This window comes from Streptomyces akebiae, from assembly GCF_019599145.1.
GTDB lineage: Bacteria > Actinomycetota > Actinomycetes > Streptomycetales > Streptomycetaceae > Streptomyces > Streptomyces akebiae.
The window spans coordinates 9,634,758-9,660,812 of the sequence record NZ_CP080647.1 but is presented as its reverse complement, the minus strand read 5'-3'; the positions used below and the strand labels follow the sequence as shown (position 1 = coordinate 9,660,812).

Genomic DNA, 26,055 nt, shown 5'->3' with positions numbered 1-26,055 from the left:
CGCCCTACAGGTCGGTGGCGTCCGCCAGCTCGCCGAGGTCGACGAACTTGAAGCCGGTGCCCGTGCGCGTGCCCCCCTCGCCGTCCGGGACCTCCGGGGTCTCGTGGCCGTCCTGGACGACGAGCAGGCCGCGCGGGTAGCGGCTGCCCAGCGGGGCGTTGAGGACGGCCGCGCCGTCGCACTCCTCCACTCCGTCGAGGGTGTCCGACGCGGGCCCGACGCGGAATCCGCCCTCGTACTCGTTGCCCTCGCTCACCTCACGGTCGTACAGGGCGAAGGTGTTGTCGCCCTGGCTGGAGGCGAGCAAGTAGCCGTCGCCGTCCCGTTCCTGATAGAGCGTCAGTCCCTCGACGTCGGCCGACAGCCGCTTCCCGCCGTAGCCGGGGTCGGCACCGGGCACGCACTCCTCGGTCTCCTCGTCGTAGGTGCCGGGGACGCCGTACTCCCTGGTCCTGTCGACCAGGACGGGCTTTCCGGTGAGGTCGGCGCGCAGGCGCCAGATGCCGACGTCCTCCTGTCCGGCGTAGAGGGTGCCGGTGGCGGGATCGACGACCATCCCCTCGACCTGCGGGAGTTCACCGGGTTCGCCGCAGGGGCTCCATCGGGTGCCGTCGGGCAGCCGGAAGGAGGCGGGCAGGTCGAGGGTGCGGATCGCGCGGTAGCCGACCGTGCCGTTCGCCGCCGGGAGGAGTTCGAGCAGCGCGAGACGGGTGCGTTCGCGCCGGCTGACCAGGGCGTAGGACCGGCCGGTGGCCCTGTCCGTCCAGGTGGCGAGGCCGTAGGCGGTGCGCTGGTCGTTGATCTCGGCCTGGTCGGCGGAGAACACGGGGGCGGCGGCCGGGTCGGTGACGTCGGTCAGCGGGCCGTTCGGGCGGTCGGGGTCGATGCGGTAGATCCGCAGCCGGTCGTTGCCCCGGTCGCTGACCACGGCCACATCGGCCCGGCCCGCGGAGGTCCGCAGGCCGGTGACGAGGTCGACGTTGTTGTAGCGGCCCGGGGCGTCGTCCTGCGTCGGCGGCTTCGGCGCGGCCAGGGACTGCACGAGGCGGGCGTCCAGGTCGTAGACGCGCAGGCCGCCCTCCTTCGCGGTGGCGACGACGAGGCTGCGGTCCGGGTCTGCGGGGTTCCGCCAGATCGCCGGGTCGTCGGCGTCGGAGTCGGCGCCGGCCTCGTCGTCGTACAGCGCGGCCGACTCGCTCGTCGCGGTCACCGTCGGAAGGGCGGCCGTGCCCGCTCCCGCGGGGGCGGCCGCGAGGAACGTGGTCAGCGCGGTTCCCGAGGCGAGCAGGGCGACTCTTCGAGCAGTGCGGGGCGTTCTCACAGGCGTTCGCTTCCTTACCGTCGTGACTGCCGTCGATGGGCGCGGTCATGTCGTGGGCGGGGCCATGTCGATGGTGCGGAGAGAAGCTTGCGCGCAGACGGACGTGAGCTGTCCATGCCGACGTGGTGGTACGGCCGCGGTTTGGCCGAAGTTCGCCCGGGCGTCGCCCGATCCGTGTCACTTCACGTGGCGGGCCGGGAGCGTACTGACGTGGAGCAGCTGCTCCAGCGGTCCGCGGCGGAATCGGCGGGTCCAGGCGGTGGCGAGCAGCAGGGCGAGCGACGTGTACGCGAGGAGGTCGAAGAGGGCCGGGCCGGTCTCCTCCTCCATGCCGAACTCCCGGACGGCGAGGATGTGCAGGACGTACGCCGTCAGGGCCGTCATTCCGACGGCGCACACGGGCGTGGCGAGGCGCGCGCAGCGCGGCAGTCGGTCCATGACCGTCACACACAGCACCAGGACGAGCAGCGCGACACCGGTGTTGCCGAGGATGGAGAAGGTCGTCTGGCTGTGCGGCGCGCCCACCAGGAGCCAGGCCGCCGGGGTGTCGTCGACGAGGTAGCCGACGGTGTCGGACCACCAGGCGGACGCGGCCGAGTCGCCGTCCGTGGCGGCGGCGACGGTGGCCCGCGCGTGGGGGACGAGTCGCAGTGCCAGCCAGGAACCGCCGTAGCCGAGCAGGGCCGACGCGCCGCCCGTGCACGCCAGTCGGGCGCGGACGGTGTTCCTGGTGAGGTCGAGTCGGGCCACCGCCATCCCGGCCAGCATGAACGACATCCAGGTGAGCACCGGGTACTCGCCCGTGAACAGCAGCTCCATGAAGCCGTCGGTGTCGCTGATCCGGGCCAGCGGATCGGCGGCGACGATCGCGTCCGCCCAGTCGCCCTCCTCGATCGACAGCCGTGTCACGTGGAGGAGTTGGGGCATGACGAGCGCGCCCACGGCGGCGAGGAGCGCGAGCGTCCGGGCACGCAGGCGGTGGAGGGGGAGGACGGCCAGGAAGGTCAGCCCGTAGAAGGCGAGGATCACGTCGACGTCGGTGTCGAGGGAGGTCAGGGCGAACCCGAGGACGATCAGGACGAGGGAACGGATGACCATCCGGACGACCGCCTGGCGTCCGGCGCGCCCGGTGCGCGGGTGCGGGCGCCCGGTGATCAGGACGAGGGTGAAACCGGCGAGCAGCGCGAACAGCGCGGAGGAGCGGCCCCGTGCCAGTTCCATCACGAAGCCCAGCGGCCCGCCGTCGGCCGGGTCCGGGCCGACGTGCGCGGCATACATACCGAAGACCGCGAGTCCACGGGCCAGATCGATGCCGACCAGCCGCCCGGTGGACGGCCTCGCGGAGACTCCGACGGCTGTGGGGGGCGAGGCGGGGACAGGGGCAGAGGCAGAGGCAGAGGCAGAGGCGGAGGCGGAGGCGGAGGCGGAGGCGGAGGCGGGAAAGGGTGCGGCGACCGGCTTGGACGACAGGTCCGACGACGTGTCTGGAGTCATGGCCTTCAGCGTCGGGGGCGCGAGGGGCGCGTCTCCATCCGGCGGGTGGCTGGACGTTCTCCCGCCGACCAGCCGGAGCCACCCCCGCCAGGTGACCGGAAATGGGGAGGAATGGGAACCAGGCGGCGACTTCGGACGTCGTAGCGGTTCCAGCAGAAGTCCAGTGGTGGTCCGACGACGAGCGGGGCACGGGTGATCCGGGTACTGGTGGTCGACGACGAAGCCCTGATCCGTACGGGCTTCGAGCACATCCTCAACTCCGCGGACGACATCGACGTGGTCGCGGCGGTCCCCGGTGGCCGGGCCGTCCACACCGTACGGGAGCTGCGCCCCGAGGTCGTCCTGCTGGACATCCGTATGCCCGATGTGGACGGGCTCACGGTCCTCGCCGAACTGAGGAGACTGGCCCGCCCGCCGGTGGTGGCCATGCTCACCACCTTCGACATGGACGAGTACGTGGCGGCCGCTCTCCGCTCGGGAGCCGCGGGCTTCCTCCTCAAGGACACGGACCCGGAGCAACTGCCCTATCTCGTACGGACATTGGCGGCCGGCGGGGTCGTCCTGTCGTCCCGGGTGACCCGGACCGTGGTCGACGGGTACCTGGACAACGGGCCCCGGGAGGCCGCCGTCCGGCTCGTGGACCGGCTGACCGAACGTGAGCGGGACGTCCTGGTCCTCATCACGGAGGGGCTGTCCAACACCGACATCGGTGACCGGATGCACCTGAGCACCGGCACGGTCAAGGACCATGTGAGCGCGCTCCTCACCAAGTTGGAGGTGGGCAGCCGGGTGCAGGCGGCGCTGCTGGCCGAGCGTGCCGGTCTGCTCAGGCGGCCGCGCTCCGCCGGCGGCGGACGGGAGGCCGGATGAGGGCCCCCTCCCGCGCCCCACGCGTGTGGATGACGGACGCCGTGCTCGTCGCGGTCTCCCTGACGGACGTGTGGATCCACGACGTGGGCCCCCATCATCCCCAGGAGCCGGCCGCCGCCCTGCTCGCGGCCTGCGCGCTCGTCATGCGCCGCGGGCTGCCGCTGCCGACCTTTCTGCTCACCCTGCCGACCGCCCTGTTCACGGACGCGGTGTTCGCCACGCTGGTGGCGCTGTACACCCTCGCCTCCCGCACCCACCACCGGGTGCCGCTGGCCGTGTGCGCGCTGGGGTTCACGGTCTGCGACCTGACGTGGTGGTCGTGGCCGTCACCGGAGTTCACCGACCTCGACGACCGTCAGGCCCTGATCCCGCTCTCCTACAGCGTGGCGCAGGCGACCGCTCCCCTCTTCCTCGGGCAGCTCGTCCATGCGCGACGGGAGCTGTCGCTCCGTCTCGTCGAGGTCTCCGAGGCGCGCGAGCACGAGCGGCTGCTGATCGCGCAGAGCGTCCTGGCGAAGGAACGCGCCCAGCTCGCCCGGGAGATGCACGACGCCGTCTCCCACCAGGTCAGTCTGATCGCCGTGCGCGCGGGAGCCCTCCAGGTCGGCAGCCGGGACACGGAGGCGAAGGAGGCGGCGGCGACGATACGGCTGCTGAGCGTGCAGACCCTGGACGAGCTGCGGCACATGGTCGGGGTACTGCGGGCCTCCGGCAGCCGCCCCACCGAACTGACCCCGCAGCCCTCCCTCGCCGACCTCGACCGGCTGGTCGCCGGCAGCGGCATCGACACCGACCTGCGGACGGACCTGCCGGCCGACCTGCCGCCGCCCGTCCAGCGCGCCGTCTACCGCACCGTCCAGGAAGCCCTCACCAACATCCGCAAGCACGCTCCCGGTGCCACCGCCACCATCCGGGTGCGCCGGCGGGACGGCACGCTGCGCGCGACCGTCACCAACACCGCGCCCAGCCGCCCGGCCCTCTCGCTGCCGGGTGCCCACCACGGCCTGATCGGTCTGCGCCAGCGCGCCGAACTCCTCGGCGGGACGGTCACCTCCGGGCATCTGCGGGACGGCGGCTACGAGCTGCGTCTGGAGCTGCCGGTCGACGGCGCGCCGTGAGCGGTAGCGGCCCGGCCCCGGGTCGAGGCCGGGCCGGGGACGCAGTCCCGGGAGAGGCTCTCCGCGTCCACCGCGTCGGCCATCGCCCCGCGGCAGGATCATCTCCTTGCTGCCGAGGACCGGCGGCTGACGCGCAGGTGCCCCGGGCCGCACCAACCGGCCCGGGGCACACGCTCACCCGCTACGCGATGCCGACGGGTCGCGGCGGCCGGACCCCGCTGCGCCCGGTCAAGCGGAACGTTTCGTCGAGGCGGTCCATCCGGTCCGTCCGCAGCGCGAGGATTCCCGCGCGCAGTGCGGTCACCACGAGGTGTGTACGGTTCTTCGCGCACAACTTCTCCCGGATGCTGCGCATATGGGAAGCCACTGTGCGAACCGAGATCGACAGCTGACGAGACATGTCCGCGTCCGACATGCCGTGGGCCGCCAGAAGGAGGATCTCCATTTCCCGGGCGCTGAGCCGGCCGGAGCTGTCCAATGCCATGGGTGCCTGCCTTGTCCGAAGTGGGGGTCGAGGACCCCGCGTGCCGTTCATCTGCTGCGCTGTGACTCTTCCGTGACATCCGGGCACCGGCCATCGACCGTTCGACCGATACCGGGCAGTAGTCATCGGCCGATCGGCCTCGGTCCCACCCTCCGGGGCGGAGCTTTCGCCGGGTAAGCACCAACTGCCCGATTCGGCAGGGGGCTTGGCGGGCCGGCTTCCCCGGACCGCCGGACCGGCCGGATGATCCATGGCATGCTCGGCCGCGTGAGCCACACCCCCACACGTGTGATGATCGCCGACGACCAGGATCTGATCCGGGCCGGTTTCCGTCTCATCCTCGACGCCCAGGAGGGCATCGAGGTGATCGGAGAGGCCGCCGACGGGCTCGCGTGCGTGGAGCTGGCGCGCGCGCTGCGGCCGGATGTGTGCCTGGTGGACGTCCGGATGCCGAAGCTGGACGGGCTGGAGGTGACCCGGCTGCTCGCCGGGCCGGGGGCCACGCACCCGACCCAGGTCGTGGTGGTCACCAGCTTCGACCAGGACGACTACCTCAACGTCGCGCTGCGCAACGGAGCGTGCGGCTTCCTCCTGAAGGACGCGGCGCCCGCGCTGCTGATCGAGGCGGTACGGGCGGCCGCACGCGGTGACGCGCTGGTCTCCCCCGCGGTGACGGTCCGGCTGCTGAAGCAGTTGGAGGAGCGGGCGGCGGTCCCGGTGGACGGTGTCGGCGTGCCCGAATCCTCGCTCAGCGCACGGGAGTTGGAGGTGGCCCGGCTGGTCGCGGTGGGCCGGACCAACCAGGAGATCAGTGACGAGCTCTGTCTGTCGCTGTCCACCGTGAAGACGCACCTGGGTCACATCCACCACAAGCTCGGTGTACGCAACCGCGTCGAGGTGGCCGCGTGGGCCTGGGCCAACGGGACGGTACGGACAGGGCGGTGACGGGGATGTGGTGAGCGCCCTGTAATCGATCTATGACGCTGCCCACACATCGATCCACTCCCTGCCGGGGAAGCATGTGCATGCCTAGCCTCCGGTTGTATGACAACTTCGTCACTCGCGGCACTCTCGGCACGAGCGACCCAGCCGCACCATCACGGCCGCCCCCGGTTACCCGCGCGACGGCTGGACCACCGCGCTCTGTATCCGGCGCTGGGCGTGCTGTGGCTGCTCGACGTGGGCATCATCGTGTCGCAGCAACGGGGCCCCCTCGACTGGTTGCCGCTGGTGACGGGCCCCGTCGCGCTGGCTCTGGTGCTGGTGCCCGAATCGCGGCTGAGCATCACCTGGCGTACGGGGTTCTGCGCGGCCGTCTCGACGACGGTGACTCTGGGCACGTCCCTGATGGGCTGGGCCATGCCCGAGTGGGGGCTGCTGGAGACGGCGTGCATGCTGGTCCTGCTCGCCCGCACCTGCCGCCACGTGGCCCGGCCCCGGGTCGCCCTCGCGCTGGCCGCGGCGATGGGGGCCAGCGTCATCGACGAACCCCTGCGCACCGGGGGCACGAGCATCACCCTCACCTACCCGTTCCTGCTGACGTTCGCGGTCGGCGGCGCCATCGGCGCGGGGTGCTACCTGCGCACCCTGGACGCCCGGCGCCGTCGCACGATCGCCGCCGTACGGCTCGCCGAGCGGATCCAACTCGCCCGGGAACTGCACGACTTCGTCGCCCACCATGTGACGGGCATCATCGCCCAGGCACACGCCGCCGGTGTGGTCCACGAGAGCGCGCCCCACCAGGTCGGGCCCATCCTGGGCAACATCGCCGAGGCCGGGCAGCGGACCATGGACTCCATGCGCCGGCTGATCCGGGTGCTGCGCGAGGACGGCGAGCAGGTCTCCCTGGAACGTCCCGAGGAGCCGTACGCCGAACTCGCGAAACTGGTCTCGGAGTTCAGCGACCAGGGCGACGGTTCGACCGCCCAGCTGGAGATCACCGGGGCCGCCCGCAGAAGCGGTCTGCTGCCCGAGGTGGGCTCGGCCGTCCATCGCGTGGTCCAGGAGGCGCTGACCAACGTACGGCGGCACGCACCGGGCACCCAGGCCACGGTGCGCGTCCACCGCACCCGCGACGACCTGCTGCGGGTCGACGTGTACAACGAGGGGCCCGAGCGGCGGGTCTCCCGTCCCACGGGAGGCAGAGGGGGCTACGGCCTGATCGGGCTGCGCGAGCGCGTGGAGACGGTCGGCGGCTCCCTGACGGCGGGCCCGGCCGACGACGGGGGCTGGTGGATCATCGCCCATTTCCCGGTACTCCCACCGGCCGTGCTCCCCGGCGCCGAGGACGCCGCGGGATCGGGTCCGGGATCCCGCCGGCAACCCGGGCGTCATGCGAAGCCGAATGCGCACGCGGAACCCGAGCCGGACATGAGCTGGGACGCGAGTTAGTCGATCGGGGGCGTGAATTAGGCAATTCTGCGAATCGCGCCCGGCCGATCCACCCTCTATCGTCTGAGAACCAAAAGGCGCCGGGACGGCCTTCCCCACGTCCCGCAGAGTGGTGAATCGGCGCGGACCGGGCTCTTTCGAGGGCCCGGTCCCCGTTTCCGCACACCGCTTCGGAACCGGTCGTCTCCCGTCCGCCGCGCGCGGGCCCAGGCCCGGCGCCCGTCATCGAGGAGGCACGGAAGACCTATGACTACGGCCGTCGTGGTGGGCAGCGGTCCGAACGGTCTCGCGGCCGCCGTGTTCCTCGCCCGGGAGGGCGTGGACGTCACCGTCCTCGAAGCCGCCGACACCATCGGCGGCGGCACCCGCACCAGCGAACTGACCCCCGGGCTGCTGCACGACCACTGCTCCGCAACGCATCCCATGGCCGTCGCCTCGCCGTTCCTGCGCGACCTCGACCTCGGCCGGCACGGCCTCACCTGGTGCCTGCCGGAGATCGACTGCGCGCACCCCCTGGACTCCGGCGAGGCCGGCGTCCTGCACCGGTCGGTGCAGGAGACCGCGGACGGCCTCGGAGGAGTGGACGGACGCCGCTGGCAGCGGCTCTTCGGGCCGCTCGCGGACGGCTTCGACGCGCTGGCCGAGGATCTGATGCTGCCGCTCCCGCATGTGCCGCGCCATCCGCTGCGCCTCGCGGCCTTCGGGTCGCGGGCCCTGCTGCCCACCGTCGCGGTGGCCCGGCTGTGGCGGTCGCCGGCCGCCCGCGCGCTCTTCGCCGGTGTGGCCGCGCACGCCTTCCGCCCCTTCCACCTGCCGGCCGGCGCCGCGGTCGGTCTGACCATCGTCGCCGCGGGTCACCGGCACGGCTGGCCGGTGGCCGCGGGGGGATCCCGGGCGATCAGCGACGCGCTCGCGGCACAGCTCTTCGAGTTCGGCGGCCGGATCGAGACGGGAGTGAAGGTGTGCGCCTCGGCCGATCTGCCCCCGGCCGACGTGGTCCTGTTCGACCTCGCCCCCCGCGCCGTCGCCGACATCCTGGGCGACCGGCTGCCGGGACGCGTCGCGCGGGCCTACCGGCGCTTCCGCCACGGGCCCGGAGCCTTCAAGGCCGACTTCGCGGTCGAGGGCGGCGTCCCCTGGACCAACGAGGCGGCCCGTCGGGCGGGCACCGTCCACCTCGGCGGAACGTTCGAGGAGGTCGCCCACACCGAGCGGATGATCCAGGCCGGGCGCATGCCGGAACGGCCTTTCGTCCTGGTCGGCCAGCAGTACCTGGCCGACCCGAGCCGCTCGAAGGGCGACCTCCATCCCGTCTGGACCTACGCACATGTTCCGCACGGCTACGACGGCGACGCGACCGAGGCGATCATCGGGCAGATCGAACGGTTCGCGCCGGGGTTCCGTGAACGTGTCCTCGACATGGCCGTCCGCCCGCCCGCCGCTTTCGCGGACTACAACCCGAACTACGTCGGCGGGGACGTCGTCACCGGGGCGAACACCGCCCTCCAGCTGGTGATGCGGCCCCGGGTGGCCCTCGACCCGTACCGCACGGGGGTCCCGGGGATGTACATCTGCTCCGCCGCGTCACCACCGGGAGCCGGCGCCCACGGCATGTGCGGCGCGAACGCCGCCGCGTCCGCCCTGCGTCATCTCCGGCGACGGCACGGTCGAGAATGACCCGGCAGCCGCCGGCCGCGACATTCCTGAGAAAGGCCTGGACCGAATCGGTCCGGGCCTTTTCCGCGTCCACGGGGTGATGCCCCGGCGCGAAGGACGGCTTTCAACAATAGGCATTTTTATCGATGTGGAGACGGCCGGAGAGGCCCTAATGTTTTCTCCAGAAGGGCACCGGAAGAAAAGAACTTCCGCAGTCCCGAATGCGAGAGGATGAAAGAAATGAGCAGCATCGAGAACGCGCTGAACAGCGTGGAAATCCCCGTCGAGGGTGTCGTCTACGTCGCCGCTCGCCCGACCCTGGGCACCCCGCGGATCGCCCGCATCGGCCGCATCGCCCAGGCGGCCGAGGGTGTCGGCGCCCTCGCGGCGGCCGCCACCGCGGCGGTCGGTGTCGCGCAGGCCGCGGAGGCCAACAACCTGGCGGCGGAGGCCAACGCCCAGAACCAGGCCGCGCTCGCCGCCGTCGGCGGTACGCCGCCCGCGGTCTGACGACCGACGGTGATCGCATAGGAACCCGCTGTCGGACCAGAGGGCTGTTCTGGTCCGGCAGCGGGTTCCGCCGTACTCAAAAAACGCATTCGAAAGTACCAGGAAAAGAGGTTCCATGAAACTCGTCCGAAGGATCACCTCTGCGGTCCCGGACAAGGTCGCCTCCGCGGTGCTCGGCCCGATACCGGTCGGCCGGGACCGCGCGCTGGGCCTGTCGGAGCGGCTGGCCGCCGCGACGAGCCTCACCTCGTCCCTCGAATACCTCAGCCAGCGCCATGAGATGGACAAGGGAGGCATGAACGACTGGGACATCGCCAAGGACAGCGTCGCGCACGCGAACCCCCTGCTGCGTCGAGTGATCGACATCGCCAGCGGACGGCGGACCACGACGGCTCTGCACGTCACACGGGCCGCGGTCGCCTCCGCCATGCTGCTGCCGGGCAGGTCCCCCTGGCGCGGCGCCGGCAGCCTCTTCCTCGGTGCGACCTCCGCCCTCCTCGGCCCCCGCCAGCACTACGGCAGCGACGGCGCCGACCAGGTGGCGACCCTCGTACAGCTCGCCACCGGCGGCGCCCGTCTGGTGCCCTCGCCGGCCGCCAAGGACGCCCTGATGTGGTACGTCGCCCTGCAGTCCAACCTCTCCTACCTGGTCTCCGGCTGGGTCAAGCTGCTCGGCCCGGACTGGCGCGACGGTTCGGCCCTTCCGGGTGTGATGCGCACGCACACCTACGGCCACGAGGGCATGCACACCTGGATCCGGAACAACCCCCGGGCCGCCAAGCTGCTCGCCCACAGTGTGCTGGCGCTGGAATGCCTCTTCCCGCTCGCCTATCTCAAGGGCGGCCGACTGACCCGTCCCGTCCTCGCGAGCGCCGCCGCGTTCCACCTCGCCAACGGCTACTTCATGGGGCTCGGCAGGTTCGCCACCGCGTTCCCCGCGATGCACCCGCTGATCGCCTACACCGCGGCCCCCCGCACGCACCCCGCGGTGGCGGGACGCGACGACCGCGCCCTGCCCGCCGCCCTCACCCTGCTCGCGGGTGCGACGGCGGCCGCGGGCGTCACCGCCGTGCACCGGCGCATGCGCGCCACCGAGGGCTGGCGGACCTCCCGAGTGCTGACGACCCGCCACGGCAACCGGCTCCAGTACGAGGAGATGGCCGCCGGGGACGCCGACCGGCCGGTCTTCGTGCTCGCCGCCGGTCTGCTGTCCACCAGCGAGCACTACGCCTGGATCAGCGAGCGCCTGGCCTACGAGACCTCGTACGGCGTCATCACCTACGCCCGCGCCGGGTACGCCGGGAGCCACCGCAGGGCGACCACCGCCTACCGGCTGACGGAGTCCGTCGACGACCTCGTCGACCTGGTCAACGGGGCCGTGGCACCGCACCGCAAGGTGGTCCTGGTCGGCCACTCGATCGGCGGCGAGCTGGCCCGCCGTGCGGTGACGCACCTCGGCGACCGGGTGCACGGCGTCGTGTACCTCGACTCCTCGCACCCCGACCAGTTCCACCGGTCCGCCCAGCAGCGGGTGACCGGTGCCGGCCTGGGCAGCACCTTCACCTCCATGAGCCGAGCCCTGCGGCTGGGCACCGGGGCCCTCCTCACCCGCCCGTGGTGGATCAAGGAACTCCCCGCCGCCTACCAGGACAAGGTCTTCGCCCAGTACTCCGACGCGCGGATGTGGGAAGCGGCACGCCGTGAATGGACGGCGCTGCGGGAGGACTTCGAGGCCTTCCCCGGTCGACTCGCTCCGATCGAGGGCGTGCCCTGCCTGGTGATCTCGGCCCAGCGGACCGTGGACCGCGACCCCGAACAACTGCTGATGCACCGGGAACTGGCCGAGGCCCACCGGGGGGCGCCCACCGAGACGGTGGTCATCGAGGGGGCGGGGCACGACACCCTGCTGATCAACAGCCGCTACGCCCACCAGGTGACGGACCGTGTCCTCGCCTTCTTCCACAACCTCGACGAGCGCCCCCGCGCGGCACGGTCCACCCGATCCGTCACCCTCAGGAAGGAGGCCTCCCGGTGAGCATGCCGCGACGTCTTCCGCTGAAGAACCCGTTCACCGGCGAGGGCGCGGCCTGGCGGATCGCCGGCGCCGCCATGCTGGTCGTCACCTTCGCGGGCCAGCACCCCTTCGAACAGTTCTCCCGGTTCCGTACGAAGGACGTTCTGTCCCTGGTACCGAACTGGCGGTTCTTCGCCCCCAACCCCTGTATGCACGACAGCCACTTCCTGTACCGCACGGTGGACGCGGAGGGCAACGCCTCGCCCTGGCGGGACGGGTTCACGACCGAGACGCGCAAGCCCCAGCACATCGTGTGGTTCCCCACCCGGCGCGCGGACAAGGGCGTCTCCGACGCGTGCGCCGACATCCTCCCGACCCTCGAGTTCGGCGGCTTCGAGGCCGCTTCCCGGGTCCCCGGCTACCGGATGGTCACCGAGCACCTGCGTCTCCTCATCAGGTCCCAGGGCCTCGCGGCCGACGAAGTACGGGGCTTCCAGTTCGCGCTGGCGCGGGCCACCGGCTTCGACACGCGCCACCGTCCCGAGCTGATGTTCGTCTCCCCGTTCGTTCCCCTCGACCCGCAGGCCCCGGGCACCCCGCTGACGTCGGCCCCGGCCAAGACTCCCGCAAAGGTGTGACATGGACTTCGCCATCCCCTTCATCCTGCTCGCGATGCTGATATTCGCGCTCGGACTGCTCAAGGCGGGCCTGCGGATCCGCAGGTCCCAGGCGGAAGCGAAAGAGGAAGGGAGGGAACACGAGTGAGCCGGGTACGGACGGCCGCCATGGGGCCGAGGGCCCGGGATGAGTGACCTTCCGGCCGGCCGGGGGCGGCACACCCGCCCGCAGGACCCCCCGGTGAACCTGGCGAAGGAGGGCGGGCCCGGTGGCGGGCGGCGGGCCGGGCACCGGGCGGTCCCCCAGCTCAATCTGCACCTGCTGTGGGGCGAGGGAGCCAAACCCTGGCGGGCCATGGGCCGTCACCGCCGGCTGGTCCTGCTCGGGATCTTCCTCGGCCTGGTGGGAGCCGGGACCTCCCTGGCCCAGCCCGCGGTCATCGGCCAACTCGTCGGCGCCGTCGGCGAGGGACGCTCGGTGACCGGCCCGATCCTGGTGGGCGCGGCGCTGTTCATCGCCGACGCCGCTCTGGGCGCACTGCACTCGTACGTCATCGGGCTGGCCGGCGAGAACATCGTCTACGACATCCGCCGGACGCTCGCCTCGCGGCTGCTGCGCTCCCGGTTCAAGGCGTACAGCGGACTGCAGCAGGGCGATGTGTTCTCCCGGATGGTCAGCGACACCATGCTCGCCCGCTCCACCATGACCCACGCCATCGACAGCATCCTCAACAACAGTTTCCTGGTCATCGGCGGGATCGCCCTGATGGCCTGGATCGACACCGTGCTGCTCGCCGCGACCCTGGCCTGCCTCGGCGTGACGAGCGCCGTCTCGCTCTGGCTGGCACGCGGGGTGCGGAGGGTGTCGGTGCTCAACCAGGCCGACCTGGGCACCTTCGGCTCCGCCCTGCTGCGGGTGCTGGGGGCGATGCCCACCGTAAAGGCCTCCCGCGCCGAGAGCCGGGAGGCCGAGGGGATCGCGGCCATCGCCCGGCGAGCCCGGAAGTCGGGGATCAAGGTGACGGTGATGTCGTCGCTGCTCGACCCGACCATGAGCATCGGCACCCAGCTCGCCCTGACGGTCGTCATCGGTCTGGGCGCGGCCCGCACGGCGACCGGGGCGATGCCCACCGCCGATCTGACGGCGTTCATCCTCTACCTGTTCTACCTGGTGGCGCCGTTGCTGACGCTGTTCGAGTCGATCGCGCAGTTCCAGATCGGCAGGGCGTCGGTGGACCGGCTCGCGGAGCTCGGCAGGATCGAGGTCGAGACGGACGCGGTCGGCGGACCGTCGGCCGAACGGCCGCGCGGTGTCCGCCCGCTCAGGCGCGACTACGAGCCCGGACTCCGCTTCGACGGTGTCCGGTTCTCCTACCCGGGCAGCGACAAGATGGTCCTCGACGGGGTCTCCTTCAGCGTCCCGCCCGGAGGGCTGACCGCCATCGTCGGTCCCTCCGGCGGCGGCAAGTCCACCCTCTTCCAGCTGATCGAGCGGCTCTTCGACCCGGTGTCCGGGGCGATCCGCATCGACGGGACGGACATCACCGATCTGCCGCTCAACCAGCTGCGGTCCATCGTCGGCTATGTCGACCAGGACCACACGCTGCTGCGCGGCACCGTCCGCGAGAACCTCACCTACAGCGCGCCGGACGCGGACGACAAGGACATCGCCGAGGCGCTGCGCATGGCCAACCTGACCGAGGTGATCGCCGCGCTTCCGCACGGCCTCGACACCGAACTGGGCGATCGGGGCGCGGGGTTGTCGGGAGGTCAGCGACAACGCCTGGCCATCGCCCGGACGTTGCTGCAGGCGCCCCGGTTCCTGCTGCTGGACGAGGCCACCGCGAACCTCGACACCGAGTCGGAGAACGCGCTGCGCGACAGCATCGCCATGATCTCCGGCTTCTGCGCCGTCATCGCCATCGCCCACCGGCTGTCCACCGTCACCGAGGCCCAGCAGATCGTCGTGCTGGACCGGGGCCGGGTGCACGCCGTCGGCACCCACGACGAACTCCACCGCCACAGCGACCTCTACCGCCGGCTCGCCCGGCTCCAGGCGCTGAGCGACGTGGCGTCCTGACCGAAGACCCGACAGGAGAACGAAGTTCCCGAAACGACCTCCCCCAAAGGAGAACCTGATGAACGACTTCCTGCTGATCCCGTTCGTGGTGGCCCTCGGCATCGTCGGCTTCCTCATCACCACCCGGGCCGTCAGCACCCCCGCCGTCCTCGGCGTCGCCCTCGTGGTGCTGCTCGGGGCCTGCTCCCAGGCCAGAAGGAACGCCCATCCGAGGACCACCCCACCCAAGAAGCGGAGGCACCACCCATGAGCACGTCCACCACGTCCACCACGTCCGTCACCCTGACCAAGACCCCCACGGCCGGCGCGACCACCCGGACCGGGACAGCAACCCGGACCACGACGACCGGCATCGTCGACGACATCGGCTACGGACGGCAGTTCGACGGCTGGTACCACCGGCTCTTCCCCGACGACGCGTCCGTCGTCGCCGAGGTGGATCTCCTCGCCTCGCTCCACCCCGACCCGGCCACGGGGACGGTCGAGTTCGGTGTCGGCAACGGGCGCATCGCCCTCCCGCTCTCCCGCCGGGTCGGCAGGATCACCGGCGTCGACTCCTCCCCGGAGATGCTCGCCCTGCTGCGCCGGGACCTCACCGAGGAAACCCCCGTGGAGCCCGTGCACGCCGACATCCGCACCTACACCGCCGACGGCACCGTGGGGCTGGTGTACGCGATCTGCGCCACCCTCTCCATGCTGCTGACCCCCGAGGAGCAGCAGCAGGCGGTGCGGCGCGCCGCCGACCTGCTCGCCCCCGGCGGCCGACTGGTCGTGGAGACCCACAACAAGCCGGCCGTCCTCGCCCTGCACGAAGGCCGCGCCCGCGCCACGTACTTCACGCCCTACCCCGAACCCGGCACCGGTCTGCAGAGCCACTCCCTGCTCTTCCCCGAGGGGTCCCTCTGGCACCTCTCCCACGTCTGGTACGAGTCCGACGGCACCACCCGGGTGGGCACCGAGGTCTCCCGTTTGACCGCGCCGGAGGAATTCGACGCCTACGCCCGCGCCGCCGGCCTCGAACCCGAACGCCGCTGGGGCGACTGGCCGGCCGACGCGGCCCCGTACGGCCCGGACTCGCCCTTGGCCATCTGCTCCTACGTCAAGCCCTGACAACCACACCAGGAGGGCGGCCAGGCTCCACCGGGACCCGGATCCCCCGACGCGTACGCTCGTTCGCATGGTTGCGCATCGAATGATCGAAGCGAACGGAGTACGACTGCACATCGCCGAGCAGGGCGCCGGCCCCCTCGTGGTGCTTCTGCACGGCTTTCCCGAGTCCTGGTACTCCTGGCGCCACCAGTTCGACCCGCTGGCCGCGGCGGGCTTCCGCGTCGTCGCCCCCGACCAGCGCGGCTACGGAGACAGCGACCGCCCCGAGGCCGTCGAGGCGTACACCATTCTCCATCTGGTCGGCGACGTCGTCGCGCTGATCCGGGCGCTCGGCGAGGAGAAGGCGTACGTCGTGGGACACGACTGGGGCGCGCCGGTCGCCTGGCACACCGCACTGCTGCGGCCGGACATGGTGCTCGGGGTGGCCGGCCTGAGCGTGCCGCCCCCCTTCCGGGGGAAGCAGCCTCCGCTGGTGGCGGCACAGGAGAGGTACGGCGGCCGCTTCTACTGGAACTACTTCAACCGCCCGGGTGTCGCCGACGCCGAGTTCGCCGAGGACCCCCGCACCACGCTGCGGAAGATCTTCTACTGGGCCTCCGGCGACGCTCGCGTCACCGGCGAGGACAGGCAGCCCCTGGTCGATCCCGAGCGGGGCTGGCTCACGACGCTCGCGGACCCCGAGGCGCTGCCGGAGTGGTTCACCGAGGACGACCTCGACGTCCTCACCGAGAGTTTCTCCCGGGGCTTCACCGGAGCACTCAACTGGTACCGCAACCTCGACCGCAACTGGGAGCTGACGGCACCCTGGCACCACGCCCGCGTCACCCCGCCCGCCCTGTTCGTCTACGGCGACCGTGATCTGGTGCCCGCGTTCCCCGGCACGCCCGAACTCATCGCGGCCCTGCCGGACCTGATGCCCAGCCTTCGGGGCGAGCCCGTCGAGTTGCCCGGCTGTGGACACTGGACGCAGCAGGAGCGCCCGGACGAGGTGAACGCGGCTCTCGTCGACTTTCTGACGGGGTGACGGCGCTCAGCGAGTGGGCGTCCCGGGCGAATGGTGAATACATCAGGACCGCGACCGCCGTCGACCCGCGGGGCTCTCGTCCGAGCGGCCCGGCAGAAACGCGCCGAGAGCGGTGACACGGGCGCCGGCATCCAGGGTGTTCGATGCGGCGGTGGGGGGTGATCACCTCGTCGCCATGCCCGTCTGTTGCCGCGGTGGCCGAGAAGCCGGTATCGGGGTCGGGGTGGGATCAGGGGGTGAGGGTGGCCTGGTGCAGGTCGCCGTTGGGCGCGGTGGCGGCGGCGCCGATGATGCCGACCGGGCGGGCGCTGAACTGTTCCACGAGGAAGCCGGTGGTGCCGCCTTCGGAGGGGTCGGGACCGAGGTGTGCCGCGTACATCCCGAAGACCGCGAGCCCCCGCGCCAGCTCCACGCCGATCAGGCGCCCTGCCTGGGAACGTCTGGTCCCGGGCGCGGGTGCTCGGCTCGCCCACCGGGGCTTCGGCCGACGAGGTACCCGGTGGGACGACCACCGTGTCGTCTGCGTTCCGGGGCATGCGTCCAGGCTGTGGGCCGACCCGGGCCGGAGGATCCGACGAAGGCCCGGCCCACCCCCGCCACCCGGGGGTACGAGCCCCGCACGGCGGTGGGCCCGGCTCCCGGCAGCGCCCGGTCGTCTTCCGCCCTCGAAGTCGCATGCGCCGCGCCGGTTCCGGTGCGATGGCAGGCCCGGGCCCCTGGATGGAGGATGTTGTCGACGGCGTGGCGAGCGAGCCGGGTGGACCGGGGCCTGCGGCGGCCGACTCGAAGGACGGGGCAGGTCGCCCGCGCGGAGCGGACCACTCCGCGTCGGAGGCGGTGTCCTTCCGGCTCGGCGAGCCGGACGTTCGACCTGGTTGATCCACGACGAGCAGGTGTATGCGAAGTGCGGGCGGAAGCGGGCACGAGAAGCCACTGCGGTACCACCGGCGCCTGGTGGGCTCCCCCGGGCTGCCGGATCTGTCGACCCGCGCCCGGTATCGCACTCAACTGGCCCAGCACTACGCTCGGTTCGCCACCGACCGTCACGGAAGGCAACCTGCTGTGCGCACACACCCTGCTCCGACGACGAGGCTCGTCACTCATCACTCGCACTCGCACTCGCACTCGCACTCGTCGCTTGACGCTCGACACGACCAAAGAGATCTGACGGACCATGGAGAAAGCTCCGACCCGGCCACACGCAGGTCATGAGCACACCGACCAACCTCACCGGGAGGCACACATGAAAATGCTGATCAACGTAGCCGAGAGTGTCGTCGCGGACGCGTTGCGGGGTATGGCGGCCGCGCATCCCGAGTTGACCGTGGACGTGGAGAACCGGGTGGTGGTACGGCGGGACGCGCCGGTGGCCGGGAAGGTGGGGCTGGTCTCCGGGGGCGGTTCGGGGCACGAGCCGCTGCACGGTGGGTTCGTGGGACCCGGGATGCTGTCGGCGGCCTGTCCCGGGGAGGTGTTCACGTCCCCCGTGCCGGACCAGATGGTGCGGGCCGCGGCAGCCGTGGACAGCGGCGCCGGGGTGCTGTTCATCGTGAAGAACTACACCGGTGACGTGCTGAACTTCGACATGGCCGCCGAGCTCGCCGCGGACGAGGGCATCCGGATCGCCAAGGTCCTCGTCGACGACGACGTCGCCGTCACCGACAGCCTCTACACCGCCGGGCGGCGCGGCACGGGCGCGACCTTGTTCGTGGAGAAGATCGCGGGGGCCGCCGCCGAGGAGGGGCAGCCGTTGGAGCAGGTCGAGGCGCTGGCCCGGCAGGTCAACGAGAGCTCCCGCAGCTTCGGCGTGGCCCTGAGCGCCTGCACCACCCCGGCCAAGGGCAGCCCCACCTTCGATCTCCCCGCCGGGGAGCTGGAGTTGGGCGTCGGCATCCACGGTGAGCCCGGTCGTGAGCGGCGCGCCATGATGACCTCGCGGGAGATCGCCGACTTCGCGGTGAACGCCGTCCTGGACGACATGAGCCCCCGCAACCCGGTGCTACTGCTCGTCAACGGCATGGGCGCCACGCCCCTGCTGGAGCTGTACGGCTTCAACGCGGAGGTGCAGCGGGCACTCACCGAGCGCGGGGTCGCCGTGGCCCGCACGCTCGTCGGCAACTACGTCACCTCGCTCGACATGGCCGGCGCGTCGGTGACGCTGTGCCAGGTCGACGAGGAACTGCTGCGGCTGTACGACGCTCCGGTGCGGACGCCGGGTCTGCGCTGGGGCGTGTGAGCGGTCCGCAAGGGACGGCCGCGCATGGCGGGGCTCGGCGGCAGCACCCCTCACCACCCGTCAACTCACTGACCACGCAAGGAGATTCCGTGCTCGACGCCGATTTCTTCCGTCGCTGGATGACGGCAACCGCGGCCTCGGTGGAGCGCGAGGCCGAGCGGCTCACGGAGCTCGACTCGCCGATCGGGGACGCCGACCACGGCAGCAATCTGCACCGCGGGTTCACCGCCGTGGCGGCGGTCCTGGAGAAGGAGGCTCCGGACACACCCGGCGCCGTCCTGGTGCTCGCCGGACGACAGCTGATCTCGACCGTCGGCGGCGCGTCCGGCCCGCTGTACGGCACCCTGCTGCGCCGGACCGGCAAGGCGCTCGGCGACGCCGCCGAGGTGAGCGAGGCCCAGCTCACGGACGCGCTGCGCGCCGGGGTCGACGCGGTCATGACGCTGGGCGGGGCGGCACCCGGGGACAAGACCATGGTCGACGCGCTGGTCCCGGCGGTCGACGCGCTGGCAGAGTCGTTCGCCGCCGCGCGGGCCGCGGCCGAGGAGGGCGCCTCGGCGACCACACCGTTGCAGGCCCGCAAGGGCCGGGCCAGCTATCTCGGCGAACGGAGCATCGGCCACCAGGATCCCGGTGCCACCTCCGCCGCGCTGCTGATCGCGGCTCTCGCCACCACCGCCGACACGGAGGCCGCCGATGTCTGAGGAGAAGCGGGTCGGCATCGTGTTGGTGTCGCACAGCGCCGCTGTCGCCGCCTCGGTGGCCGAGCTGGCGCGGGGGCTCGCCGGTGCGGGCGCCTTCGTTCCCGTCGCCCCGGCCGGTGGCACCGAGGACGGGGGCCTGGGCACCAGCGCCGAACTGATCTCGGCGGCGGCCGCCTCCGTCGACCGGGGCGCCGGGGTCGCGGTCCTGACCGACCTCGGCAGCGCGGTCCTCACCGTGAAGGCGCTCCTCGCCGAGGGCGACGAACTCCCGGCGGACACGCGTCTGGTGGACGCCCCGTTCGTGGAGGGCGCCGTCGCGGCGGTCGTCACGGCCTCGACGGGCGCGGACCTCACGGCGGTGGCGGCCGCGGCTTCGGAGGCGTACACGTATCGGAAGGAGTGACCCTCCACTCGACCGCAACCCGGGAGACGCCTCCTCCCGGCGCCAGCCGACGCCCGGCACACTCCTTCCGGGGCCCGCCGCCCCATCAGGCGGCGGGCCCCGGAAGGAGTGACCGGCTGCTCGCACAGAAGTGACCGGCTCGCACGGAAGATGACCGGCTGTCGCTCGGCTAGGGGACGGCTAGGGACCCGGGTGTGGTCGGTCGGCCGCGCCGGGGCGACGGGGAGCGTTTCCCCCGCTCCCTCGCCCCCGGTCGGTGACGTCAGTTCGTCGCCCCGCCCCGCATCGTCGCGCCTCGGCGCATCACCGCCCCCTCCACCCACTTCCGGGCCAGTTTGCCGCCCAGCTCGACCGCCGCTTGGTGGTCCTCGATCGGGGTCACCTCGGTGTCCTCGAAGACGATGTAGGTGACTCCGGAGGCGGTGCCGCCGGTGCGCGGGTCGGGGCGGATGCCGAGCGCCTCGGCCGTGGCGTAGGAGGCCTCGCCGATGATGTTCTGCGGGCCGGTGTCGCCCACGACGGCGTACTCGACCCGGTCCCCGTGGACGACGGCGGCGACCGAACCGCCCTTGATGCCGTGGACCCGGTAGTCCCAGACGCGGCTCGGCGCGGGAACGACGACGAACGGCAGGCTCTCGGAGCGGAGGTAGCGTCCGTCGGACTGCAGGAAGGACGTGGCGGGCTGGAACCACGGGTCGGTCTCGCGGTTGCAGCGCGGACTCGGCCGGCCGTCGCAGTCGATGTCCATGTCGGCCTTCCAGTACACCGCGCCGTCGACACCGCAGACGGGGATCTCGGCGGGCTTCCCCGCGTCGCTGCTGTACAGCCCCTCGGAGACCCGGACGCACCCACGCGCCCTGGCCAGCAGGTCGGCGGCGGTCACACCGCCCTCGTACTGCACGGGACGCTGCGGATGGGCCAGGGCGGGCAGGGCGACGGGGGCCAGCAGGGCGGCGCCGACGGCGGCCAGCGTCAACGAGCGGACACGCACGATGAGGGACCCTCTCCTGGGGGGACATGACGGACACTCACCCAAAGGTGGTGCGGGTCGGAGAGGACGGCCACCGGGAGGGGGCCGGACGGACCACGGCGCTTGCGTCACGCTGTCCGCGGGTGCGCGGCCGAGGGCCGGGCCCGACTCGGCCCGGCCGCTCGGCCGCTCTCGTCGGCGCGGGATCGGCGACGACAGCGGCCCGCGCCGTACGGCGTGAACCGACCTGGCACGGAGGAGAGTTCACGTCGTGTCGGAGAACCAGCATACGTAGCGCCCCGCCCCGCCGCGCACCGCGGCCATCCGGACCCACCCCTTGATGTGACCGCGTCAGTCATGCATACATGGAGATAGGTACAGACCAATCCCGTCATGGCTCGACGATCGAGGGGGCAGGATCGTGCGACGCGTTTCCGTGCCGGCACTCGTCCTGGTGCCGACGCTCTGTGGCCCGCTGCTCCTCACGGCCGGCTGCGCGGTGCGGGAGCGCCCCGGCAGTCTCCCGCCGCCCGCCCCACCAGGCGTCACCGCCGACGCGGGCAGCGCCACCAGCGTGCACGTCATGTGGAACCGGGCACCTGGGGACACCGAGATCGCCGGGTACGAGGTCTACCGGGGCCGCGCCAAGGTGAAGGACGTGCCGGGCGACGAGCACATGGTGGACATCACCCGGCTCCGGCCCTCCACCACGTACGTGTTCACCGTGCGGGCCCGCGGCGCCTCCGGGGACCTCGGGCCGCCGAGCGCGGAGGTCCGGGCCACGACACCGGCCGCCGGGACGGCCGACCGGCGGGCCCCGAGCCGGCCGGGGCGGCCCGACGGGAAGGTGCTCGGCAGCAGGACCGTGCAGTTGTCCTGGGGGCCGTCGACGGACGACCGGGACGTGGTGTCGTACGACATCCTGCAAGGCGGCTCGAAGGTCCACGGTGTGGGCGGGGAGCAGACGGCGGCCGTGGTCACGGGGTTGCGGCCGGGCACCCGCTACTCCTTCACCGTGCGGGCACGGGACGCGGCGGACAACGTCTCGCCCGTGAGCGCGACGGCACGGCTCACCACCGCTCCGGGAGCGGACGACGGGCGGGGCACCGCGCCCACCGGACTCCGTGCGGCGACACGCCGGGACGAGCGGGCGTACTCCGTCGAGCTGTCCTGGCTGCCTCCGCCCGTCGACGGGGTGGTCACGGAGTACGAGATCCAGCTCGACGGACGGCCCGCCACCACCCTCGTCTGGGGCGGGACCCCGCCCCGGGGACGAGCCACGTACCGCTTCCACGTGGGCCTGGAGGCCGGGGTGACCTACCGCGTGCGGATCCGGGCGAAGCTGCCGGACGGGACCTGGGGCGGGTTCTCGGCGGAGCGGACGGTCACCACCGCCGGGTGAGACCACGGTGTCCCCCGCACGGCGGTATCCGTCACCTGCCCGGGTGTCGTCCGCATGCGACCGGGGCGCGGGGCACGTTGGCTCACCCTGAGGCAGCACGGGTCCCCCGATCCTCGGCGGCGCAAGGGATGTGCCGCGACCGTGCCGCTGGAGGGCAGACCATGCGTACGTCTCAGCTACTCCTCCGCTCCGGCCTGACGGTGGCCGCCGCCGCGCTGCCGATCGCCCTGACCGCGCAGCCGGCCGCGGCGGTGCCGACGGGTATCTCGGTGAGCACCACGGGTTCCTCGGTCACCGTGAACACGCCCGATTGCCCCAACAGCGTCAACGGCACGTTCGGCACCGCCTCGCTGCTCTCCGGCGGGCAGGCGAACTTCTCCCAGGGGCGTCAGGTGACCCTCACCGGCACCAGCACCACCCAGTCCGCCTCGTGGTCGAACGTGGGCCCGGGCACCTACACCGTGATCGTGGTGTGCAAGGACGGGACCACGGCGGGCACCCAGTCCGTCATCGTCACGGCGGCCACGCCCACCATCTCCACGACGGCCTCACCCGCCCGCGGCGTCATGGGTGGTGTCGGCGGGGCGACCCGGGAGTACGGCACCGCCACCCTTGTGGGCGGCGGGGCGCTGGTGGCCATGGGCACGGGAGCCGCCGTCTGGTACCTGCGCCGCCGGGCGAAGCCGCACCGCCTCTGACCTGTGGTGGGCGCTCACCCCGAAGCCGGGTGAGCGGTCCCCTGTGACGCGGACGGCCGCCTACTGCCCCCTCGCGCCCTCCTCCCCCGCGCTTCCCTCGTCCGCGCCCGCTTCCCCGCTTTCCTCCTCCGCGTTCCCGTCCTCCGCGTCGCCCTCCCCGCGGCGGTCCTCGCCGCCGCAGTCCTCGCCGCCGCCGGTGTCCCCCGGCAGCGTCGCGAACTCCTCCAGGGCGTTCGTCAGCCACTGTGTCCAGAAGGTCTGCAGGTCGATCCCCGCCCGCAGGATCAGATGCTGGAGCCGGTCCTGGGCGGTGTCGCGGCCGGGCCCGAAGTCCCGCTTCTCGATCTTCTCGTACTCCGCCAACGTCCGCCGGTGCAGGGCGAGATGACGCCGCAGATCGTCCTCGAGGCCGTCGGTGCCGACCACGGCGGCGGCGCGCAGCCGGACGAAGAGCGCGTCGCGCCACGGCTTGGGGTCCTGGGGCGCGGAGGTCCAGCGGGCCAGTTCCTCGCGGCCGGCCGGCAGCACCTCGTAGCTCTTCTTCTGGCCCCGGGCGGGCCGCTCGGAGGGCAGGGCCCGGATGTAGCCCTCGCCCTCCAGTTTCCCGAGCTCGCGATAGATCTGCTGGTGCGTCGCCGACCAGAAGTAGCCGATCGACCTGTCGAACCGCCGGGTCAGCTCCAGGCCCGACGAGGGCTTCTCCAGGAGGGCGGTGAGGATCGCGTGCGGGAGTGACATGGGCTCATCCTAGGAAGGGCGGGTGCGCACGACTTGCCGCACGCACCCCGCGACCAGGCGCCCGCCTCCTCCGCCGGGCGCCCGCGTCCCCTCCGCCGGGCGCCCGCGACGCCTCCTACAACTCCGCCGCCAGCTCCGTCCCCTGCTTGATCGCCCGCTTGGCGTCGAGCTCGGCGGCCACGTCGGCCCCGCCGATGAGGTGCGCGGAGCGCCCTGCGGCGATCAGGTCGTCGTACAGGTCGCGGCGCGGGTCCTGGCCGGTGCAGAGGACGACCGTGTCGACCTCCAGCAGCTGGCGGACGCCGTCGACGGTGACGTGCAGCCCGGCGTCGTCGATCAGGTCGTACTGGACGCCGGGGACCATGGTGACGCCCCGGTGCTTGAGTTCGGTGCGGTGGATCCAGCCGGTGGTCTTGCCCAGTCCGGCGCCGACCTTGGTGGTCTTGCGCTGGAGGAGGTGGACCGATCGCGGCGGGGCGGGCCGCTCGGGGGCGGCGAGGCCGCCGGGGCCGCGGTAGTCCATGTCGACGCCCCACTGCCGGAAGTACGCGGCCGGGTCCTCGCTCGTCTTCTCCCCGCCGTCGGTCAGGAACTCGGCGACGTCGAAGCCGATACCGCCGGCGCCGAGGATCGCGACGCGGTCGCCGACGGGGGCACCGTCACGCAGGACGTCCAGGTAGCCCAGGACCTTGGGGTGGTCGACGCCGGGGAGTTCGGGGGTGCGCGGGGTGACACCGGTGGCGACCACGACCTCGTCGTACGCCGCCGCCGTGAGATCGTCGGCCGTGACCCGGGTGTTCAGGCGTACGTCGACGCCGTGCGCGTCGAGTTGGGTGCGGAAGTAGCGCAGCGTCTCGTCGAACTCCTGCTTGCCGGGGACCCTGCGGGCCACGTTCAGCTGGCCGCCGATCTCGCTCGCCGCGTCGAACAGCGTGACCTCGTGGCCGCGTTCGGCCGCGCTCACGGCACAGGCGAGTCCGGCCGGGCCCGCGCCGACGACCGCGACGCGCTTGCGTCGCCGGGTCGGGGAGAGCACGAGTTCCGTCTCGTGACAGGCGCGCGGATTGACCAGGCAGGAGGTGATCTTGCCGCTGAAGGTGTGGTCCAGGCAGGCCTGGTTGCAGCCGATGCAGGTGTTGATGGCGTCGGAGCGGCCCTCGCGCGCCTTGTTCACGAAGTCCGGGTCGGCGAGCATCGGGCGGGCCATGGACACCATGTCGGCGTGGCCGTCGGCCAGCAACTCCTCGGCCAGCTCAGGGGTGTTGATGCGGTTGGTGGTGACGAGCGGCACGGACACCTCGCCCATCAGCTTCTTCGTCACCCAGGTGTACGCGCCGCGCGGCACCGAGGTCGCGATGGTGGGGATGCGGGCCTCGTGCCAGCCGATACCCGTGTTGATGATGGTCGCCCCGGCCGCCTCGACGGCCTTCGCCAGCGTGACCACCTCGTCGAGCGTGGAGCCGCCGGGGACGAGGTCGAGCATCGACAGCCGGTAGACGACGATGAAGTCCTCCCCGACCGCCTCGCGCACCCGGCGCACGATCTCGACGGGGAAGCGCATCCGGTTCTCGTACGAGCCGCCCCAGCGGTCGTCGCGGTGGTTGGTCCCGGCGGCGATGAACTCGTTGATCAGATAACCCTCGGAGCCCATGATCTCGACGCCGTCGTACCCCGCCCGGCGGGCGAGGCGGGCCGCGTTCGCGTAGTCGTCCATCGTCTGCTCGACCTCGGCGTCGGTGAGCGCGTGCGGGACGAACGGGCTGATCGGGGCCTGCAGGGCGCTCGGGGCCACGAGGTCGCGGTGGTAGGCGTACCGGCCGAAGTGCAGGATCTGCATCGCGATCCGGCCGCCCTCGCGGTGTACGGCGTCGGTGATCTCGCGGTGCCGATCGGCCTCGGCGTCGGTGGTGAGCTTGGCGCCGCCCTCGTACGGACGGCCGGCCTCGTTGGGCGCGATGCCACCGGTGACGATGAGGCCCACTCCCCCGCGCGCGCGGGCCGCGTAGAACTCCGCCATCCGCTCGAAGCCGCGTTCGGCCTCCTCCAGGCCCACGTGCATGGAGCCCATGAGCACGCGGTTCGGGAGTGTGGTGAAGCCCAGGTCGAGCGGGCTCAGCAGGTGCGGGTAACGGCTCATGGGGCCCTCCGTGCGTGGCGTCGTCAGCAAGGTTGTAGACGACGCCAAGCCTTTTATGCAACTAGTTGCACAATGACT

Annotated in this window: 24 protein-coding genes and 1 pseudogene; 18 read left to right on the top strand and 7 right to left on the bottom strand. The window is 72.1% G+C overall.

What is annotated here, in order from left to right; genetic code table 11:
* Window positions 1-4: 4 nt before the first annotated feature.
* Window positions 5-1,321, bottom strand: coding sequence for a phytase (locus K1J60_RS41830; RefSeq protein WP_220650778.1), 1,317 nt, complete (start codon window positions 1,319-1,321; stop codon window positions 5-7).
* Window positions 1,322-1,498: 177 nt separating this feature from the next.
* On the bottom strand, window positions 1,499-2,815 hold the full coding sequence (locus tag K1J60_RS41825; protein ID WP_220650777.1) for a DUF418 domain-containing protein: 1,317 nt from the start codon (window positions 2,813-2,815) through the stop codon (window positions 1,499-1,501).
* 192 nt (window positions 2,816-3,007) lie between these two features.
* On the opposite strand from K1J60_RS41825, the gene K1J60_RS41820 reads away from it, so the two are divergent.
* Both K1J60_RS41820 and K1J60_RS41815 read left to right on the top strand, forming a co-directional pair.
* Window positions 3,008-3,685, top strand: a complete 678-nt coding sequence (locus K1J60_RS41820) for a response regulator (RefSeq protein WP_220650776.1) — start codon at window positions 3,008-3,010, stop codon at window positions 3,683-3,685.
* Window positions 3,682-4,803, top strand: coding sequence for a sensor histidine kinase (locus K1J60_RS41815; RefSeq protein ID WP_259408154.1), 1,122 nt, complete (start codon window positions 3,682-3,684; stop codon window positions 4,801-4,803). The genes K1J60_RS41820 and K1J60_RS41815 overlap by 4 nt, the downstream gene beginning before the upstream one ends.
* Before the next feature lie 181 nt (window positions 4,804-4,984).
* Here the strand turns inward: K1J60_RS41815 and K1J60_RS41810 are convergent, their stop codons facing one another.
* Window positions 4,985-5,287 (bottom strand): response regulator transcription factor, encoded by a 303-nt coding sequence (locus tag K1J60_RS41810; RefSeq protein WP_220650775.1) that lies wholly within the window; start codon window positions 5,285-5,287, stop codon window positions 4,985-4,987.
* Between the two features lie 255 nt (window positions 5,288-5,542).
* On the opposite strand from K1J60_RS41810, the gene K1J60_RS41805 reads away from it, so the two are divergent.
* From K1J60_RS41805 to K1J60_RS41760, 11 genes are all read left to right on the top strand, one after another.
* A complete protein-coding gene (locus K1J60_RS41805; protein ID WP_220650774.1) occupies window positions 5,543-6,232 on the top strand; it encodes a response regulator in 690 nt (229 codons plus the stop codon).
* A 99-nt stretch (window positions 6,233-6,331) separates the two neighbouring features.
* Window positions 6,332-7,678, top strand: a complete 1,347-nt coding sequence (locus tag K1J60_RS41800) for a sensor histidine kinase (protein ID WP_259408153.1) — start codon at window positions 6,332-6,334, stop codon at window positions 7,676-7,678.
* Between the two features lie 246 nt (window positions 7,679-7,924).
* Window positions 7,925-9,355 (top strand): phytoene desaturase family protein, encoded by a 1,431-nt coding sequence (locus K1J60_RS41795; protein ID WP_220650773.1) that lies wholly within the window; start codon window positions 7,925-7,927, stop codon window positions 9,353-9,355.
* Window positions 9,356-9,574: 219 nt separating this feature from the next.
* A complete protein-coding gene (locus K1J60_RS41790; protein ID WP_259408152.1) occupies window positions 9,575-9,844 on the top strand; it encodes a hypothetical protein in 270 nt (89 codons plus the stop codon).
* A gap of 115 nt (window positions 9,845-9,959) precedes the next feature.
* Window positions 9,960-11,879 (top strand): alpha/beta fold hydrolase, encoded by a 1,920-nt coding sequence (locus K1J60_RS41785; RefSeq protein ID WP_220650772.1) that lies wholly within the window; start codon window positions 9,960-9,962, stop codon window positions 11,877-11,879.
* A 2-nt stretch (window positions 11,880-11,881) separates the two neighbouring features.
* The gene (locus tag K1J60_RS41780) at window positions 11,882-12,496 is read left to right on the top strand and encodes a hypothetical protein (protein ID WP_259408369.1); all 615 of its coding nucleotides are present in this window, start codon (window positions 11,882-11,884) and stop codon (window positions 12,494-12,496) included.
* Window position 12,497: 1 nt separating this feature from the next.
* Window positions 12,498-12,623, top strand: a complete 126-nt coding sequence (locus K1J60_RS46490; RefSeq protein ID WP_259408151.1) for a hypothetical protein — start codon at window positions 12,498-12,500, stop codon at window positions 12,621-12,623.
* A gap of 39 nt (window positions 12,624-12,662) precedes the next feature.
* A complete protein-coding gene (locus K1J60_RS41775) occupies window positions 12,663-14,555 on the top strand; it encodes an ABC transporter ATP-binding protein (protein WP_220650770.1) in 1,893 nt (630 codons plus the stop codon).
* A 58-nt stretch (window positions 14,556-14,613) separates the two neighbouring features.
* Complete coding sequence (locus K1J60_RS41770) at window positions 14,614-14,805, top strand: hypothetical protein (RefSeq protein WP_220650769.1); 192 nt, start codon at window positions 14,614-14,616, stop codon at window positions 14,803-14,805.
* Window positions 14,802-15,665: a class I SAM-dependent methyltransferase gene (locus tag K1J60_RS41765; RefSeq protein WP_220650768.1), complete on the top strand. Its 864-nt coding sequence runs from the start codon at window positions 14,802-14,804 to the stop codon at window positions 15,663-15,665. The genes K1J60_RS41770 and K1J60_RS41765 overlap by 4 nt, the downstream gene beginning before the upstream one ends.
* Before the next feature lie 67 nt (window positions 15,666-15,732).
* Complete coding sequence (locus tag K1J60_RS41760) at window positions 15,733-16,689, top strand: alpha/beta fold hydrolase (RefSeq protein ID WP_220650767.1); 957 nt, start codon at window positions 15,733-15,735, stop codon at window positions 16,687-16,689.
* A gap of 229 nt (window positions 16,690-16,918) precedes the next feature.
* On the opposite strand, the gene K1J60_RS41755 is transcribed toward K1J60_RS41760, so the two are convergent.
* Window positions 16,919-17,101, bottom strand: a complete 183-nt coding sequence (locus K1J60_RS41755) for a hypothetical protein (protein ID WP_220652009.1) — start codon at window positions 17,099-17,101, stop codon at window positions 16,919-16,921.
* Between the two features lie 831 nt (window positions 17,102-17,932).
* Between K1J60_RS41755 and dhaK the strand changes: the two genes are divergently transcribed.
* The 3 genes from dhaK to K1J60_RS41740 all read left to right on the top strand — a co-directional run bounded on the left by dhaK (window position 17,933) and on the right by K1J60_RS41740 (window position 20,032).
* Entirely contained in the window at window positions 17,933-18,925 is a 993-nt protein-coding gene (gene dhaK / locus K1J60_RS41750) for a dihydroxyacetone kinase subunit DhaK (protein WP_220650766.1), read from the top strand.
* 89 nt (window positions 18,926-19,014) lie between these two features.
* The gene (gene dhaL, locus K1J60_RS41745) at window positions 19,015-19,629 is read left to right on the top strand and encodes a dihydroxyacetone kinase subunit DhaL (protein WP_220650765.1); all 615 of its coding nucleotides are present in this window, start codon (window positions 19,015-19,017) and stop codon (window positions 19,627-19,629) included.
* Window positions 19,622-20,032, top strand: a complete 411-nt coding sequence (locus K1J60_RS41740) for a PTS-dependent dihydroxyacetone kinase phosphotransferase subunit DhaM (protein WP_220650764.1) — start codon at window positions 19,622-19,624, stop codon at window positions 20,030-20,032. Before dhaL ends, K1J60_RS41740 begins: the two co-directional genes overlap by 8 nt.
* Window positions 20,033-20,294: 262 nt before the next feature.
* Here K1J60_RS41740 and K1J60_RS41735 read toward each other — a convergent pair whose 3' ends face one another.
* A complete protein-coding gene (locus K1J60_RS41735) occupies window positions 20,295-21,023 on the bottom strand; it encodes a glycoside hydrolase family 75 protein (protein ID WP_220650763.1) in 729 nt (242 codons plus the stop codon).
* Window positions 21,024-21,423: 400 nt separating this feature from the next.
* Between K1J60_RS41735 and K1J60_RS41730 the strand changes: the two genes are divergently transcribed.
* Both K1J60_RS41730 and K1J60_RS41725 read left to right on the top strand, forming a co-directional pair.
* The gene (locus tag K1J60_RS41730) at window positions 21,424-22,404 is read left to right on the top strand and encodes a fibronectin type III domain-containing protein (RefSeq protein WP_259408150.1); all 981 of its coding nucleotides are present in this window, start codon (window positions 21,424-21,426) and stop codon (window positions 22,402-22,404) included.
* Window positions 22,405-22,565: 161 nt separating this feature from the next.
* A complete protein-coding gene (locus K1J60_RS41725; RefSeq protein WP_220650762.1) occupies window positions 22,566-23,102 on the top strand; it encodes a hypothetical protein in 537 nt (178 codons plus the stop codon).
* 198 nt (window positions 23,103-23,300) lie between these two features.
* Here K1J60_RS41725 and K1J60_RS41720 read toward each other — a convergent pair.
* Both K1J60_RS41720 and K1J60_RS41715 read right to left on the bottom strand, forming a co-directional pair.
* A pseudogene (locus K1J60_RS41720) lies at window positions 23,301-23,840 on the bottom strand (PadR family transcriptional regulator); the annotation flags it as partial.
* 115 nt (window positions 23,841-23,955) lie between these two features.
* Window positions 23,956-25,977, bottom strand: a complete 2,022-nt coding sequence (locus tag K1J60_RS41715) for an NADPH-dependent 2,4-dienoyl-CoA reductase (RefSeq protein WP_220650761.1) — start codon at window positions 25,975-25,977, stop codon at window positions 23,956-23,958.
* Window positions 25,978-26,055 lie beyond the last annotated feature (78 nt).

Bases quoted from the DNA above. Each gene is read 5' to 3' on its own strand.
- K1J60_RS41825 (WP_220650777.1), bottom strand. From the start codon at position 2,815: ATGACTCCAGACACGTCGTCGGACCTGTCGTCCAAGCCGGTCGCCGCA.
- K1J60_RS41770 (WP_220650769.1), top strand. From the start codon at position 14,614: ATGAACGACTTCCTGCTGATCCCGTTCGTGGTGGCCCTCGGCATCGTC.
- K1J60_RS41790 (WP_259408152.1), top strand. From the start codon at position 9,575: ATGAGCAGCATCGAGAACGCGCTGAACAGCGTGGAAATCCCCGTCGAG.
- K1J60_RS41805 (WP_220650774.1), top strand. From the start codon at position 5,543: ATGCTCGGCCGCGTGAGCCACACCCCCACACGTGTGATGATCGCCGAC.
- K1J60_RS41775 (WP_220650770.1), top strand. From the start codon at position 12,663: ATGAGTGACCTTCCGGCCGGCCGGGGGCGGCACACCCGCCCGCAGGAC.
- K1J60_RS41765 (WP_220650768.1), top strand. From the start codon at position 14,802: ATGAGCACGTCCACCACGTCCACCACGTCCGTCACCCTGACCAAGACC.
- dhaK (WP_220650766.1), top strand. From the start codon at position 17,933: ATGAAAATGCTGATCAACGTAGCCGAGAGTGTCGTCGCGGACGCGTTG.
- K1J60_RS41810 (WP_220650775.1), bottom strand. From the start codon at position 5,287: ATGGCATTGGACAGCTCCGGCCGGCTCAGCGCCCGGGAAATGGAGATC.
- K1J60_RS41740 (WP_220650764.1), top strand. From the start codon at position 19,622: ATGTCTGAGGAGAAGCGGGTCGGCATCGTGTTGGTGTCGCACAGCGCC.
- K1J60_RS41780 (WP_259408369.1), top strand. From the start codon at position 11,882: ATGCCGCGACGTCTTCCGCTGAAGAACCCGTTCACCGGCGAGGGCGCG.
- K1J60_RS46490 (WP_259408151.1), top strand. From the start codon at position 12,498: ATGGACTTCGCCATCCCCTTCATCCTGCTCGCGATGCTGATATTCGCG.
- K1J60_RS41795 (WP_220650773.1), top strand. From the start codon at position 7,925: ATGACTACGGCCGTCGTGGTGGGCAGCGGTCCGAACGGTCTCGCGGCC.
- K1J60_RS41800 (WP_259408153.1), top strand. From the start codon at position 6,332: ATGACAACTTCGTCACTCGCGGCACTCTCGGCACGAGCGACCCAGCCG.
- K1J60_RS41785 (WP_220650772.1), top strand. From the start codon at position 9,960: ATGAAACTCGTCCGAAGGATCACCTCTGCGGTCCCGGACAAGGTCGCC.
- K1J60_RS41725 (WP_220650762.1), top strand. From the start codon at position 22,566: ATGCGTACGTCTCAGCTACTCCTCCGCTCCGGCCTGACGGTGGCCGCC.
- K1J60_RS41815 (WP_259408154.1), top strand. From the start codon at position 3,682: ATGAGGGCCCCCTCCCGCGCCCCACGCGTGTGGATGACGGACGCCGTG.
- K1J60_RS41715 (WP_220650761.1), bottom strand. From the start codon at position 25,977: ATGAGCCGTTACCCGCACCTGCTGAGCCCGCTCGACCTGGGCTTCACC.
- K1J60_RS41760 (WP_220650767.1), top strand. From the start codon at position 15,733: ATGGTTGCGCATCGAATGATCGAAGCGAACGGAGTACGACTGCACATC.